The sequence below is a fragment of the Serratia sp. PF-27 genome (genome assembly GCF_030053255.1).
Taxonomy (GTDB): Bacteria; Pseudomonadota; Gammaproteobacteria; order Enterobacterales; family Enterobacteriaceae; genus Serratia; species Serratia bockelmannii.
The window spans coordinates 23,194-37,766 of record NZ_JASGBT010000002.1 but is presented as its reverse complement, the minus strand read 5'-3'; the positions used below and the strand labels follow the sequence as shown (position 1 = coordinate 37,766).

The window sequence follows — 14,573 nt, the reverse complement described above, 5'->3', positions numbered from 1 at the left end:
TATGTCGCAAGCTGCCCTAAATGCGCGCGATCGCGAGGTGGATAACGGCCCGCGCCGCAGCAATGGAACCCAGTTGGCGGGAATGATTTTCCTGCTGATGGTGTTGGGAACGGTCGTGTGGAGCGGTTGGGCGGTGCTTGGCTGGATGAAAGACGCCAGTCGCCTGCCGCTCTCAAGGCTGGTGGTGACCGGCGAACGCCACTACACCACCAACGATGATATTCGTCAGGCGATCCTGGCGCTGGGCGCCCCCGGCACCTTTATGACGCAGGATGTGGACGTCATCCAGCAGCAGATCGAACGTCTGCCGTGGATCAAGCAGGCCAGCGTGCGCAAACAATGGCCGGATGAGCTGAAGATCCATCTGGTGGAGTACGTCCCGGTGGCGCGCTGGAACGATTTGCACATGGTGGACGCCGAGGGCAAAGCGTTCAGCGTGCCGGCGGAGCGGGCGGGCAAGCAGAAGTTGCCGCTGCTCTACGGGCCGGAAGGAAGCGAACAGGATGTGCTGGAGGGCTATCGGGCGATGAGCGCCACGTTGGCGGCCAGCAAGTATACGCTGAAAATGGCGGCGATGACCGCGCGCCATTCCTGGCAGCTGGCGCTGGACAACGATGTTCGGCTTGAGCTGGGGCGCGATGACCGCAACGGGCGTTTGCAGCGGTTTATTGAGCTTTACCCGGTATTGCAGCAGCAGGGCCAGGCGGAGAGCAAGCGTGTCAGCTATGTCGATCTGCGCTACGAGTCCGGCGCTTCGGTAGGGTGGGCTCCGGTGTTGGTCGATCCGCAGGCGCTTGGCGGTCAGCAAAACAGTAATCAGCAACAGAATCAGGCACAGGCAAAACAACAATGATCAAGTCGACGGACAGAAAACTGGTAGTTGGACTGGAGATCGGTACTGCAAAAGTCTCCGCGTTGGTAGGGGAAGTTCTGCCCGATGGCATGGTCAACATTATCGGGGTGGGCAGCTGCCCGTCTCGCGGCATGGATAAGGGCGGCGTAAACGACCTGGAGTCGGTGGTGAAGTGCGTACAGCGCGCCATCGATCAGGCCGAGCTGATGGCGGACTGCCAGATCTCGTCGGTGTACCTGGCGCTGTCGGGCAAGCACATCAGCTGCCAGAACGAAATCGGCATGGTGCCGATCTCGGAAGAGGAAGTGACGCAGGACGACGTGGAGAACGTGGTGCACACCGCCAAATCGGTGCGCGTGCGCGACGAACACCGCATCCTGCACGTGATTCCTCAGGAATACGCCATCGATTATCAGGAAGGCATCAAAAACCCGGTTGGGCTGTCCGGCGTGCGCATGCAGGCCAAGGTGCATCTGATTACCTGCCATAACGATATGGCGAAGAACATCGTCAAGGCCGTGGAACGTTGCGGCCTGAAAGTTGACCAACTTATTTTCGCCGGTCTGGCCGCGAGCTACGCGGTGCTGACCGAAGATGAACGCGAACTCGGCGTTTGCGTGGTGGATATCGGCGGCGGCACCATGGATATGGCGGTGTACACCGGCGGTGCGCTGCGCCACACCAAAGTGATCCCTTACGCCGGGAACGTGGTCACCAGCGATATCGCTTACGCCTTCGGCACGCCGCCGACCGACGCGGAAGCGATTAAAGTTCGACACGGTTGTGCGCTTGGGTCGATTGTTAGCAAGGATGAGAATGTAGAGGTGCCTAGCGTCGGGGGACGTCCTCCGCGCAGTCTGCAAAGACAGACGCTGGCTGAAGTCATTGAGCCACGCTACACCGAACTGTTGAATCTGGTTAACGATGAAATTTTGCAATTGCAGGAGCAACTGCGTCAGCAAGGGGTGAAGCATCATCTGGCGGCAGGTATCGTGCTGACCGGTGGCGCCGCCCAGATTGATGGCCTGGCAGCCTGTGCGCAACGGGTGTTCCACACCCAGGTACGCATCGGCCAACCCTTGAACATCACGGGTCTGACGGATTATGCGCAGGAGCCTTACTACTCGACGGCGGTAGGTCTGCTGCACTATGGAAAAGAGTCTCACCTGAGCGGTGAGACAGAGGTAGAAAAACGCGCCTCGGTGGGCAATTGGTTTAAACGCATCAATAGCTGGCTGAGAAAAGAGTTTTAATGTTTCAACAAAGAGATCATGCTGAGTAATCTTTTTATGATCTCGCAGCGACAGGCACAAAACGGAGAGAAACTATGTTTGAACCAATGGAACTAACCAATGACGCGGTGATTAAAGTCATCGGCGTCGGCGGCGGCGGTGGCAACGCCGTTGAACACATGGTGCGCGAGCGCATCGAAGGTGTTGAATTCTTCGCTGTGAACACGGACGCCCAGGCGCTCCGCAAAACGGCGGTTGGCCAAACCATCCAGATTGGTAGCGGTATTACCAAAGGTCTGGGTGCGGGCGCGAACCCTGAAGTGGGTCGCAATTCAGCGGAAGAAGACCGCGAAGCCCTGCGCGCAGCGCTGGACGGCGCAGACATGGTCTTCATCGCAGCCGGCATGGGCGGCGGTACCGGTACCGGTGCAGCGCCAGTGGTGGCTGAAGTGGCTAAAGATTTGGGTATTCTGACCGTGGCCGTGGTGACCAAGCCTTTCAACTTCGAAGGCAAAAAGCGCATGGCATTCGCGGAGCAGGGTATCGCTGAACTGTCCAAACACGTGGACTCACTGATCACCATCCCGAACGACAAGCTGTTGAAAGTTCTGGGTCGCGGCATCTCCCTGCTGGACGCGTTCGGCGCGGCCAACGACGTGCTGAAAGGCGCGGTGCAGGGTATCGCCGAGCTGATCACCCGTCCGGGCCTGATGAACGTCGACTTCGCCGACGTGCGCACCGTGATGTCCGAAATGGGCTACGCGATGATGGGTTCCGGCGTGGCTTGCGGTGAAGACCGCGCCGAAGAAGCGGCCGAAATGGCGATCTCCAGCCCACTGCTGGAAGACATCGACCTGTCCGGCGCGCGCGGCGTGTTGGTCAACATTACCGCTGGCTTCGACCTGCGTCTGGATGAGTTCGAAACCGTGGGTAACACCATCCGCGCGTTCGCTTCCGACAACGCTACCGTGGTTATCGGTACCTCGCTGGATCCAGAAATGAACGACGAACTGCGCGTAACCGTGGTTGCAACCGGTATCGGTATGGACAAGCGTCCTGAAATCACCCTGGTGACCAATAAGCAGGCCAGCCAGCCGGTGATGGATCACCGTTATCAGCAGCACGGCATGTCGCCTCTGCCGCAGGAAGTGAAACCTGCCGCGAAGGTGGTCAACGACCAAGCTGCGCAGCCGAATAAAGAGCCCGACTATCTTGATATTCCAGCCTTCCTGCGTAAGCAGGCAGACTAAGAATATCCTGAGAATTTGGAATCTCCGCTCTTTGTGCTAAACTGTCCCGCCAGCCATGCTGTATGCTTGGCTGGTAGGATGGATAACATTGCGAGATAAAACGATGATCAAACAAAGGACATTAAAACGTATTGTTCAGGCGACTGGCGTCGGTTTGCATACCGGCAAGAAAGTCACGCTGACAATGCGCCCAGCGCCGGCTAATACCGGGGTCATCTATCGTCGCACTGACTTGAATCCACCGGTTGATTTTCCGGCTGATGCAAAATCCGTGCGTGATACCATGCTCTGTACTTGCCTGGTGAATGAGCATGACGTGCGTATTTCGACCGTTGAGCACCTCAACGCCGCGCTGGCTGGGCTGGGCATCGACAACATCGTCATTGAAGTCGACGCCGCTGAAATCCCAATCATGGACGGCAGCGCCAGTCCGTTCGTGTTCTTGCTGCTGGATGCCGGCATCGAAGAACTGAACTCGGCGAAGAAATTCCTGCGTCTGAAAGAGACTGTGCGTGTTGAAGATGGCGATAAATGGGCCGAGCTGTCCCCGCATAACGGGTTCCGCTTGGACTTCACCATCGATTTCAACCACCCGGCTATCGACGCCAGCTCTCAGCGCTATCGCCTTGATTTCTCGGCTGAGTCGTTCGTGCGTCAAATCAGCCGCGCGCGCACCTTCGGGTTTATGCGTGACATCGAATACCTGCAGTCCCGTGGCCTGGCCTTGGGCGGCAGTTTCGATTGCGCCATCGTGGTAGACGACTACCGCGTGCTGAACGAAGACGGTCTGCGTTTCGAAGACGAATTCGTACGTCACAAAATGCTGGACGCCATCGGCGACCTGTTCATGTGCGGCCACAACATCATTGGCGCGTTCACCGCGTTCAAGTCTGGCCACGCGCTGAACAACAAACTGCTGCAGGCCGTGTTGGCCAAGCAGGAAGCGTGGGAATACGTGACCTTCCAGGACGAAGCCGAAATGCCATTGGCATTCAAGGCACCGTCTACCGTATTGGCGTAAGGTCTGAATTCCTCGCCTGCGAATAACGGCAGGCGCATCCCCTGAGAGCCTGAGAATTCAGGCTCGCGATGGTGTGATGCCGGCTGTCGGGTGTTTTGCAGTTCGTGTCGCTGATTACTTATCACGACTGGTTGTGTTGGTACCCTCTCCGGCCAATGCAGCCAGCCGTTCCAAAATCTTGCGCAGCTTCTCCGGGCTACGGCTCGCCAATCCTCTCAGTTCCTCCGCACTTTCCAGACTCAAATGCCGCATTGGCACGGGTTTTTCAGGCGCTTTTTCGGCGTTTTGCACCTGGTTGCTGCCTTTCGCCATCAAGGCCGGATTAATCCTGATGTCGATCGACGACAATGATGGTAGAATTTGCGCTCGTAGTGCAGATAGCAAAGCGGGTTGTTCGTAGCGCAAGCGCATCATCCAACTGGCATTTGCCGTTTCGAGCACTAAAATACCCTGTCGGAAATTCGCGACGCGGCACCAGGGATGCAGGGGAGCGGGCAACAAGCCCTTCACTGCACGGTTAAGCTTGAGCAGCGCCACCGCGCGTTGCTGGACGTTTTGCAGCGTCCCTTTGCTGCCGGCAGACGCGTCGTCGAACAGGACATCTAATAATTGTGGACGGCTATCGCGCATAATGGGCTCCGGCGGATTATAAACTCGTGATCGGTATTCTAAATCGTTGGCGACAATTTGGCAGACGTTATTTCTGGCCCCATCTCCTGTTAGGGATGGTTGCGGCCACGCTTGGCGCGTCTTCCAATTTGTCCGGCGCCCCCGATCAGGCCGCACTGCCGAATACGTCGTCCAGCCTTAACCGGCAAAATTCGGCCAACGGCACCTTCAATAGCCTGGCTCTGCTCCAGGACGCGCACCGCCGTCCTACCTTCAGCGTAGATTATTGGCAGCAACATGCGCTGCGCACCGTCATTCGTCACCTCTCTTTCGCGCTGGCGCCGCAGGCAGTTTATGCGCGGGTGCAGGAGAGCGAAGCCGAAGCGGAGCCCCCTTTGCAAGTGGCGCAACTGGCGCTGCTTTCTACTCTCAACGCGCTGCTGACGCACGAGCCGAAGCCGCCGACCATCATTCGTCACACCCACCTTGAGGTGTTGCCAACGCTGGCACGGCACCAGACCGGCCTGTGGGTGGCGCAGGTGCAAGGCATTCGTGCCGGGCCCGCCGCGCTCGTCTGACTTCGCCCTTCGGGCACAAAAACCATAAATAATAGCAAGTTGACTGCCGTGCTCGGCCGTCATGACAGAGATATCAAACATCATGTTAGTGAAATTATTAACCAAAGTTTTTGGCAGCCGTAACGATCGTACCCTGCGCCGCATGCGCAAAGTGGTTGAGCAGATCAACCGTATGGAACCGGACATGGAAAAACTGTCCGATGACGAGCTGAAAGCGAAAACCAACGAGTTCCGCGCGCGCCTGGAGAAAGGCGAGTCGCTGGACAGCCTGATCCCTGAAGCCTTCGCCGTAGTGCGTGAGGCGAGCAAGCGCGTGTTCGGCATGCGTCACTTCGACGTTCAGCTGCTGGGCGGTATGGTGTTGAACGATCGCTGCATCGCCGAGATGCGCACCGGTGAAGGTAAAACCCTGACCGCGACGCTGCCGGCCTACCTGAACGCCCTGAGCGGCCGCGGTGTGCACGTCGTGACCGTCAACGACTATCTGGCGCAGCGTGACGCCGAAAACAACCGTCCGCTGTTTGAGTTCCTCGGCCTGAGCATCGGCATCAACCTGCCGGGCATGCCTGCGCCGGCCAAGCGTGAAGCTTACGCTGCCGACATCACCTACGGTACCAACAACGAATACGGTTTTGACTACCTGCGCGACAACATGGCGTTCAGCCCGGAAGAGCGCGTGCAGCGTAAATTGCACTATGCGTTGGTGGATGAGGTGGACTCCATCCTGATCGATGAAGCGCGTACGCCGCTGATCATCTCCGGCCCGGCAGAAGACAGCTCCGAGATGTACATCAAGGTTAACAAGCTGATCCCTAAACTGATCCGCCAGGAAAAAGAAGACTCCGACACCTTCAAGGGTGAAGGGCACTTCTCGGTGGATGAGAAGGCGCGTCAGGTTCACCTGACCGAACGCGGCCTGATCCTGATCGAAGAGATGCTGGTAGAAGCCGGCATCATGGATGAAGGCGAATCGCTGTACTCGCCGACCAACATCATGCTGATGCACCACGTTACCGCCGCGCTGCGCGCCCACGTGCTGTTTACCCGCGACGTGGACTACATCGTGAAAGACGGCGAAGTGATCATCGTCGATGAGCACACCGGCCGTACCATGCAGGGCCGCCGCTGGTCCGACGGTTTGCACCAGGCGGTGGAAGCCAAAGAAGGCGTGGAGATCCAGAACGAGAACCAGACGCTGGCTTCGATTACCTTCCAGAACTACTTCCGTCTGTACGAGAAGCTGGCCGGGATGACCGGTACCGCCGATACCGAAGCCTTCGAATTTAGCTCGATCTACAAGCTGGATACCATCGTGGTGCCAACCAACCGTCCGATGATCCGTAAGGATATGCCGGATCTGGTGTACATGACCGAGAAAGAGAAGATCGGTGCCATCATCGAAGACATCCGCGAGCGTACCGCCAAAGGCCAGCCGGTGCTGGTGGGTACCATCTCAATCGAGAAATCCGAAGTGGTTTCCCATGAGCTGACCAAAGCGGGTATCGAGCACAAGGTGCTGAACGCCAAATTCCACGCCATGGAGGCGGACATCGTCGCCCAGGCGGGTCAGAGCGGTGCGGTGACCATCGCCACCAACATGGCGGGCCGTGGTACCGATATCGTGCTGGGCGGCAGCTGGCAGGCCGAAGTGGCGCTGCTGGAAGAACCGACCGAAGAGCAAATTGAAGCCATCAAAGCCGCCTGGAAAGTGCGCCACGATGCGGTGCTGGCGGCGGGCGGCCTGCATATCATCGGCACCGAGCGCCATGAATCGCGCCGTATCGATAACCAGCTGCGCGGCCGTTCCGGTCGTCAGGGCGACGCCGGTTCATCCCGCTTCTACCTGTCGATGGAAGATGCCCTGATGCGTATCTTCGCCTCGGATCGCGTGTCTGGCATGATGCGTAAACTGGGTATGAAAGAAGGCGAGGCGATTGAGCACCCGTGGGTGACCAAGGCGATTGCCAACGCTCAGCGCAAGGTGGAGAGCCGTAACTTCGATATCCGTAAGCAACTGCTGGAATACGACGATGTCGCCAACGATCAGCGCCGCGCTATCTACAGCCAGCGTAACGAATTGCTGGACGTGTCCGACGTGAGCGAAACCATCGCCAGCATCCGCGAGGACGTGTTCAAGAGCACCATCGACAACTACATCACGCCGCAGTCGCTGGAAGAAGAGTGGGACATTCAGGGGCTGGAAGAGCGCCTGAAGAACGACTTCGATCTGGAGATGCCAATTGCCCAGTGGCTGGACAAAGAGCCGGAGCTGCACGAAGAGACGCTGCGCGAACGTATTCTGGAGAACGCCAAAGAGCAGTACCTGCGTAAGGAAGACGTGGTCGGCAGCGAAATGATGCGCAACTTCGAGAAGGGCGTGATGCTGCAGACGCTGGATTCCCTGTGGAAAGAGCACCTGGCGGCGATGGACTACCTGCGTCAGGGCATCCACCTGCGCGGCTATGCGCAGAAGGATCCGAAGCAGGAGTACAAGCGCGAATCCTTCAACATGTTCGCCACCATGCTGGAATCGCTGAAATATGAAGTGATCAGTGTGCTGAGCAAGGTACAGGTGCGGATGCCGGAAGAAGTGGAAGCGCTGGAACAGCAGCGTCGTGAAGAGGCTGAGCGCCTGGCGCAGCAGCAACAGCTGAGCCACCACGACGAGAACGCGCTGGTGACCGAAGATCCGAACGCGCCGGCGACCGCCGAGCGCAAAGTGGGCCGCAACGATCCTTGCCCATGCGGTTCCGGCAAGAAATACAAGCAGTGCCACGGCCGCCTGCAGTAATGCCGGCTGCGGTTAACCGATAACACCCAGGGGTTCAGCTTGCTGAGCCCCTGTTTTTTGGCACCCATCAGGAGGGTGAGATGAAACATCTGAATATCGCCGTGGGCATCATCCGCAATGCTCAACGGGAGATCTTTATTACCCGCCGCGCCGCTGACACGCACATGGCCGGATTTTGGGAGTTTCCCGGCGGCAAGATCGAACCGGGTGAGACGCCGGAACAGGCCCTGAGCCGCGAGTTGCGTGAAGAGACCGGTATCGAAGCCGAGCGGGCCGAACTGTTGGAGGTGGTGGAACATCGTTTCAGCGATCGCATCGTGACACTGAATTTTTATCTGGTGGAGCGTTGGGCGGGCGAGCCGTTTGGCCGTGAGGGGCAGCCGATGCGCTGGGTAAAACAGGCCGATCTGCGTGAAGACGAGTTCCCGGAAGCCAACGTCGGCATTATTCAACTGCTGGTAGCGCAGGCGAACGCCGCGCAATAACAAGATTGGCCTGGCGTCCGCCAGGCCTTCAACCGGCGACTAGCGATCGTCGAGTTCGCTCCAGTCTTCGCTTTCCGACAGATCGCTGTTGCTCGGAATGCGCTTCTCTTCATCGGCCCACTCGCCAAGATCAATCAGCTGGCAGCGCTTGCTGCAAAACGGCCGGAACGGGCTGACTTCACCCCAAACCACGCCGGTGCCACAGGTTGGGCATTTCACTACGGTCGTCATAACGGTTCCTTACGCCTTCTGTCAGTGCTGAGAAGGCTTGCTTTCATGAGTTCAACAACAGGCCAATTCGAACGTCAGGCGTTCAGGCACCACGCCATTTTCGCTGTCCAGCGGCAGGAAACGAATGGCATAACGCGTCTTGTGGCCAGAAATCTGCGGATAAAGCTGCGGCGCCAGATGGAGGCGCAGGCGTAGCAGATCCGCCCCTTCGGCGTTGTCCTGGAAAAAGCCGTTCAGGCTGATTTGATTGCGAAACGGCCCCGACTGACGGATCAGATCCAGCACCATGATCAGCGCCTGGTTCAGCGGATCCAACGATTGCAGCCAGGCGGCGACGTCGGCGTCGCGATCCTGCTGCGGCGCGTGCATCCACATGTGCAGGGTTGGCAGATCGAAGCTGCAGCAGCCGCCGGGAATGTTCAGCCGCTGGCGCACCAGGCCGATCAGCCGGTCTTCACGCAGCGCCTGACCGAGGCGCGGCGCCGCCATCAGCGCCGATGAGCGCGACTTCAACTGGCCGCGCAGCTGATCGATCAGCGCCATATCCACGCCCGGCACATCGGCCCAGGCCAACAGTTTTTGCTGCTGGCGCTCCAGCTCTTTGAGCAGTTCGGTGCGCACTTCGCCGCGCTCCAGCACGTCCAGCAGGTCGGAGACGGTGCGAAAGAAGGTAAGGGCGATGGCGGTTTCGCTCAGGGCGCGCTGGCCGTGCAGCTGTTGCAGTAAAAACTCGATGCGCAGCCAGGTGCGCATTTTTTCGTTAAGCGGGTGTTCAAAGAGAACGGTTGGGGAAACATCACTCATGCAGTTTAATCCTGTTGGGGCGCTGTTGCCGCCAGTTCAAGGTAGCGACGATGCAGTGCGGCGACCTGTGGCTCTATCCCCTGAGCGGCGCCGCTGTTGTCAATAATGTCATCCGCCACGGCGAGGCGCTGCTGGCGCGTGGCCTGGGCGGCGAGAATGCTCTGCGCTTGCTCGCGGCTGACGCCGTCGCGCGCGATGGTGCGAGCCAACTGGGTCTCAGCGTCGACATCGATCACGAGCACCCGATCGGCGCGATCCTGCAGGCGGTTTTCCACCAGCAGCGGCACCACCCACAGTGCGTACGGGCTGGCAGCCTGCGCCAGTTGGCGTTGGGTCTCGCGGTGTATCAGCGGATGCAGTAGTTGGTTCAGCCAGGTTTTGTCATCGGGGTGGCTGAAGATGCGCTGACGTAGCGCAGCGCGGTTCAACGCACCGTCCGGCAGCAACATTTCATTACCAAATCGCTCGGCGATCGCGGCCAGAGCAGGGGTGCCCGGCTCAACGACCTGACGGGCGATCACGTCGGCATCGACAATGGCTGCGCCGTGGCGCGCAAAGGCGTTCGCAACGGTCGTTTTGCCGCTGCCTATGCCCCCGGTCAACGCAACAATGTAGGCCATGGTGTTAGGTGCATCCGATGTTCATAAAAAAATAATAGACGAATCATAAAGCGATCGCGCAGAAGTGCAAGTCGGCAGGCGGCGCTTGCGCCTCGGCCCCGTTCGGGCGGCGAGAAAAAGCGCAGCGGCACGGCAGAAATGAGCGGGCAATCACACTGCGATTATGCAGGTAAATTTGTCGGATTGTAGCGTAAATAAAGGCGAATTCGCAGTCTTGTTCGGCGATTATTAGCGCGTATTATAACGTCACTGGAACTGGCATTAATCTCGCCGTCATCTTTCCGCGCCACGGGAAAGCCGTCGGGCAGAGGTTCGAATATCCTCCTTGCGATCCGTCGCCATTAACCAGGAAATCATAAGTCATGCGTATTGAAGAAGATTTGAAGTTAGGCTTTAAAGACGTGTTGATCCGCCCTAAGCGTTCCACGCTGAAAAGCCGTTCCGAGGTTGAACTGGAACGTCAGTTTACCTTCAAGCATTCAGGTTGCAGCTGGTCCGGCGTGCCGATTATCGCCGCCAACATGGACACGGTGGGCACCTTCCGCATGGCCGAGGCCCTGGCTTCTTTCGACGTTCTCACCGCCGTACACAAACATTACAGCGTCGAGCAATGGGCTGACTTCGTGCAGCGCATGCCGGAATCGGTGCTGCGCCACGTGATGGTGTCCACCGGCACCTCCGAAGCCGACTTCGCCAAAATGCAGCAGATCCTGGCCCTGTCTCCGGCGCTGAAATTCATCTGTATCGACGTGGCCAACGGCTACTCTGAACACTTCGTCGCCTTCCTGCAGAAAGCGCGCGAAGCCTGCCCGAATCACGTGATCTGCGCCGGTAACGTAGTGACCGGCGAGATGGTGGAAGAGCTGATCCTCTCCGGCGCCGACATCGTTAAGGTCGGCATCGGCCCGGGCTCAGTTTGTACCACCCGCGTGAAAACCGGCGTGGGCTACCCGCAGCTGTCGGCGGTAATCGAATGCGCCGATGCGGCCCATGGGCTGGGTGGCCAAATCGTCAGCGACGGCGGCTGCTCGGTACCGGGCGACGTCGCCAAAGCCTTCGGCGGCGGCGCGGACTTCGTGATGCTGGGCGGCATGCTGGCCGGCCACGACGAGTGCGAAGGCACCGTGGTGGAAGAGAACGGCGAGAAGTTCATGCTGTTCTACGGCATGAGCTCCGAGTCGGCGATGAAGCGCCACGTCGGCGGCGTGGCGGAATATCGCGCGGCCGAAGGCAAAACCGTCAAGCTGCCGCTGCGCGGCGAGGTGGAGTTCACCGTGCGCGATATCCTCGGCGGCCTGCGTTCCGCCTGTACCTACGTCGGCGCCGAGCGTTTGAAAGAGCTGACCAAGCGCACCACCTTTATCCGCGTGGCAGAGCAGGAAAACCGCGTCTTCGGCAGCAAATAAGCCACAGCTTGCATTCGGGCACAGCACACCGCGGTGCCCGCTATCCTCTTCCCCTTATCCCAACACGCTGCCCAGTTGAAAGATAGGCAGGTACATGGCGATCACCAAAGCGCCGACAATCCCGCCCACTACCAGCATCAGCAGCGGCTCCAGCGTTTGCGCCAGCGTATCGGCCAGCTCGTGCGTCTGCCGTTCATACCACTGTGCCAATTTATCCAGCAAGGCGTCCAGCGAACCGGACTCTTCGCCCACCCGCACCAACTGCCGGCACAGCGGCGGAAACAGCGGTTGCAGGCCCATGGCTTGATGAAAGGCTTCGCCTTCGGCGATCTGCCGTCGCACCTGCTCCAGCGCCTGTCGGTACAGCAGATGGTCAGCCGCCAGCGCCGCCGCGCTCAAGCCTTCCACCAGCGTCAGCCCGGCGCGTTGGGTCATGGTCAGGATGCGAAATGTTTGGCTCAGCGCGCCGCCGCTCACCAGCCGGGCGATCAGCGGCAGGCGAAGCAAGAGTGCCTGTTCACGTCTGCGCCACGGCGGGCGCGGATGCAGCCAGCGGCAGTAGCCGAACAGCGATGCGCCGAGCAGCAGCGCCAAATAGGGGCCAACGGCGATCAGCAGCGCGGACAACTTCAATAGCCCTTGGGTAAACCAGGGCAGTGGCGCATCGAACGATTGATAAACCTTGGCGAATTCTGGCAGCACCATCACCAGCATCAGCACGCTGACCAGCAGCGCCACCGTACAGATGAAGAGGGGATACCGCAGCGCCTTGGTCACCTTGCGGCGCAGCAGCAGCTGGGCTTCTTGCTGTTGTGCCAGCTGCAGGCAGCAGCGATCGAGGTTACCGGTCAGTTCGCCGATGGCGATCAGCTGGCGGTAGATCAGGGGAAAAATCCCCGGTTGTTCGGCGAGGGTTTCGGAAAGCGGTTGCCCTTCGCGCACCTGGTCGGCCAGCTGGCGCAGCAGGCAGCGCCAGGCTGCCGAAGGATGCTCTGCTGCCAGCAACTGCAGCGCATCGACCAGCGGCAACCCCGCCTGCAGCAGAGTGGCGAGCTGGCGGGTGAAGTGGATTAAGGGTTCTCCACGCCATTGGCCGGGCGTAACGCGTTTGCCGTGCCCGATTCGGCACGGTTGCATGCCTTGCTCAATCAGTAATCGGCTCACCTGCCGTTTTTCTTCGCTCATCAGTTCGCCGCGGCGTAAGGCGCCCTGAGCGTCGAAAGCCTGCCACAGAAACAGGCGGCGTGCTTTCATGACGTGGTTGCGCCGAGCTGGACGACGTCGATCACGCGATACAGTTCTTCCAGCGAGGTCGTGCCTTCGGCGGCCAGAGTCAGCCCGGCCTGCAGCAGCGAAAGCTGCCCCTGCTCACGGGCGATATTCGCCAGCAGGCTAGGAGCAGCGTTCGCCAGCAGCGCCGCCTGTATTTCCGGCGTAATGGCCAACAGCTCATACACGCCGATGCGCCCATAGTAGCCGCCGAAGCAGTGCTCGCAGCCGTCGGCGCGCCAGGCGGTCAGCGGTTCTGGCCAGATCGCGGTGGGAAAATGCGTCGGCTGGCTTTGCGGATAGCGGCAGTGGCGGCACAGCCTGCGCACCAACCGCTGCGCGACGATCAGCTTCAGGCAGCCGGCGAGCAGGTAGCCGGGGATCCCCATGTGCATCAGCCGCGTCAGGGTTTCGCCAGTGGAGTTGGTATGCAGCGTTGACAGCACCAGGTGGCCAGTTTGCGCGGCCTTGACCGCGATCTCGGCGGTTTCCGTATCGCGGATCTCGCCGATCATGATGACGTCCGGATCCTGGCGCAGCAGGGCGCGCAGCACCCGGGCGAAGCTCAGCTCGGTTTTGGCGTTGATCTGGGTCTGATTAATGCCGAACAGCGGGATCTCGACCGGATCCTCGACGCTGCATAGGTTGCTTTGCGCATCGTTCAACTGGCGCAGACCGCTGTACAGCGTGACCGTCTTGCCGCTGCCGGTCGGGCCGGTCACCAGGATTAACCCTTGCGGGCAGGCCAGCGCCGTCGCGTAGCGCGCCAGATCCGCCCGGCTCATGCCCAGTTTATCCAGCGGCAGCTCCTGCTGCTCACCCTGCTGGACGCGCAGCACCACCTTTTCGCCGTGCAGCGTCGGCAGGGTGGCGATACGCATGGCATAGCGCGCGCTGTCCAGCGTCAGGCTGAGCTGCCCGTCCTGAGGCTGACGGCGCTCGGCGATATCCAACTGGCCGAGGATCTTCAGCCGGGCGATGAGGCGCGCGGTCAGCTGCGGCGGCGGTGAGGCGAGGGTTTGCAGCACGCCGTCGATGCGCAGACGAATGCGAAAATGCTGCCGAAAGGGCTCGAAGTGGATGTCCGAGGCGCGGCGCTGAATGGCCAGGCGCAGCGTCTGGTTGATGAACTGTACCACCGGCGCATCGCCGTCGTCGGGGTAGGCGATATCGGTTGTGTCCTCTTCGGCCGCCAGCGGTGCCGAGAGCGGCTCGTGGTGCTGATTCAGCGCCAGCTCCAACCTGGCCGCCGGCCATTGTTCCAGATGGATGCGTTTGCCGGTGGCGAAACGCAGCGCCGCCAGCAGCCCCTGCGGCGCTTCTTCGCTGAGCGCGACCGTCAGGGTGGTCGGGTCTTCGCTCAGCGCCAGCGCCTGATAGCGCCGACACAGGGTGTGAACCTCTTCGCTGATTTGCGCGTTCAT

At 59.9% G+C, this 14,573-nt stretch carries 14 protein-coding genes; 8 read left to right on the top strand and 6 right to left on the bottom strand.

What is annotated here, in order from left to right; all coding sequences use genetic code 11:
* Position 1: 1 nt before the first annotated feature.
* The 4 genes from ftsQ (at position 2) to lpxC (ending at position 4,356) form a co-directional block, all read left to right on the top strand.
* Positions 2-853, top strand: coding sequence for a cell division protein FtsQ (gene ftsQ, locus QMZ29_RS00515; RefSeq protein ID WP_004932761.1), 852 nt, complete (start codon positions 2-4; stop codon positions 851-853).
* Complete coding sequence (gene ftsA / locus QMZ29_RS00510) at positions 850-2,106, top strand: cell division protein FtsA (RefSeq protein WP_004932758.1); 1,257 nt, start codon at positions 850-852, stop codon at positions 2,104-2,106. The genes ftsQ and ftsA overlap by 4 nt, the downstream gene beginning before the upstream one ends.
* 74 nt (positions 2,107-2,180) lie before the next feature.
* Positions 2,181-3,335 (top strand): cell division protein FtsZ, encoded by a 1,155-nt coding sequence (gene ftsZ, locus QMZ29_RS00505; RefSeq protein WP_004932757.1) that lies wholly within the window; start codon positions 2,181-2,183, stop codon positions 3,333-3,335.
* 103 nt (positions 3,336-3,438) lie between these two features.
* Positions 3,439-4,356 carry a UDP-3-O-acyl-N-acetylglucosamine deacetylase gene (gene lpxC, locus QMZ29_RS00500; protein WP_004932754.1) on the top strand — a complete coding sequence of 306 codons (918 nt, stop codon included), beginning with the start codon at positions 3,439-3,441 and terminating at the stop codon, positions 4,354-4,356.
* 114 nt (positions 4,357-4,470) lie between these two features.
* Here the strand turns inward: lpxC and QMZ29_RS00495 are convergent, their stop codons facing one another.
* Positions 4,471-4,986 (bottom strand): DUF721 domain-containing protein, encoded by a 516-nt coding sequence (locus QMZ29_RS00495; protein ID WP_025301574.1) that lies wholly within the window; start codon positions 4,984-4,986, stop codon positions 4,471-4,473.
* Positions 4,987-5,012: 26 nt separating this feature from the next.
* On the opposite strand from QMZ29_RS00495, the gene secM reads away from it, so the two are divergent.
* The 3 genes from secM to mutT all read left to right on the top strand — a co-directional run bounded on the left by secM (position 5,013) and on the right by mutT (position 8,819).
* A complete protein-coding gene (gene secM / locus QMZ29_RS00490) occupies positions 5,013-5,543 on the top strand; it encodes a secA translation cis-regulator SecM (protein ID WP_033641259.1) in 531 nt (176 codons plus the stop codon).
* An 82-nt stretch (positions 5,544-5,625) separates the two neighbouring features.
* A complete protein-coding gene (secA, locus tag QMZ29_RS00485) occupies positions 5,626-8,334 on the top strand; it encodes a preprotein translocase subunit SecA (RefSeq protein ID WP_025301576.1) in 2,709 nt (902 codons plus the stop codon).
* 80 nt (positions 8,335-8,414) lie between these two features.
* Positions 8,415-8,819: an 8-oxo-dGTP diphosphatase MutT gene (gene mutT, locus QMZ29_RS00480; RefSeq protein WP_025301577.1), complete on the top strand. Its 405-nt coding sequence runs from the start codon at positions 8,415-8,417 to the stop codon at positions 8,817-8,819.
* Between the two features lie 39 nt (positions 8,820-8,858).
* Here the strand turns inward: mutT and yacG are convergent, their stop codons facing one another.
* Genes yacG through coaE form a run of 3 tightly spaced genes read right to left on the bottom strand, consistent with a single transcriptional unit; the run spans position 8,859 to position 10,474 of the window.
* On the bottom strand, positions 8,859-9,050 hold the full coding sequence (yacG, locus tag QMZ29_RS00475) for a DNA gyrase inhibitor YacG (RefSeq protein WP_025301578.1): 192 nt from the start codon (positions 9,048-9,050) through the stop codon (positions 8,859-8,861).
* 51 nt (positions 9,051-9,101) lie between these two features.
* A complete protein-coding gene (gene zapD, locus QMZ29_RS00470; protein ID WP_025301579.1) occupies positions 9,102-9,854 on the bottom strand; it encodes a cell division protein ZapD in 753 nt (250 codons plus the stop codon).
* 5 nt (positions 9,855-9,859) lie between these two features.
* Entirely contained in the window at positions 9,860-10,474 is a 615-nt protein-coding gene (coaE, locus tag QMZ29_RS00465; RefSeq protein ID WP_043135914.1) for a dephospho-CoA kinase, read from the bottom strand.
* 362 nt (positions 10,475-10,836) lie between these two features.
* Here coaE and QMZ29_RS00460 point away from each other — a divergent pair, with 362 nt between their 5' ends.
* The gene (locus QMZ29_RS00460; RefSeq protein WP_015376656.1) at positions 10,837-11,880 is read left to right on the top strand and encodes a GMP reductase; all 1,044 of its coding nucleotides are present in this window, start codon (positions 10,837-10,839) and stop codon (positions 11,878-11,880) included.
* A gap of 54 nt (positions 11,881-11,934) precedes the next feature.
* On the opposite strand, the gene hofC is transcribed toward QMZ29_RS00460, so the two are convergent.
* A complete protein-coding gene (gene hofC, locus QMZ29_RS00455) occupies positions 11,935-13,134 on the bottom strand; it encodes a protein transport protein HofC (RefSeq protein WP_151428288.1) in 1,200 nt (399 codons plus the stop codon).
* The gene (gene gspE / locus QMZ29_RS00450; protein WP_025301582.1) at positions 13,131-14,573 is read right to left on the bottom strand and encodes a type II secretion system protein GspE; all 1,443 of its coding nucleotides are present in this window, start codon (positions 14,571-14,573) and stop codon (positions 13,131-13,133) included. Before gspE ends, hofC begins: the two co-directional genes overlap by 4 nt.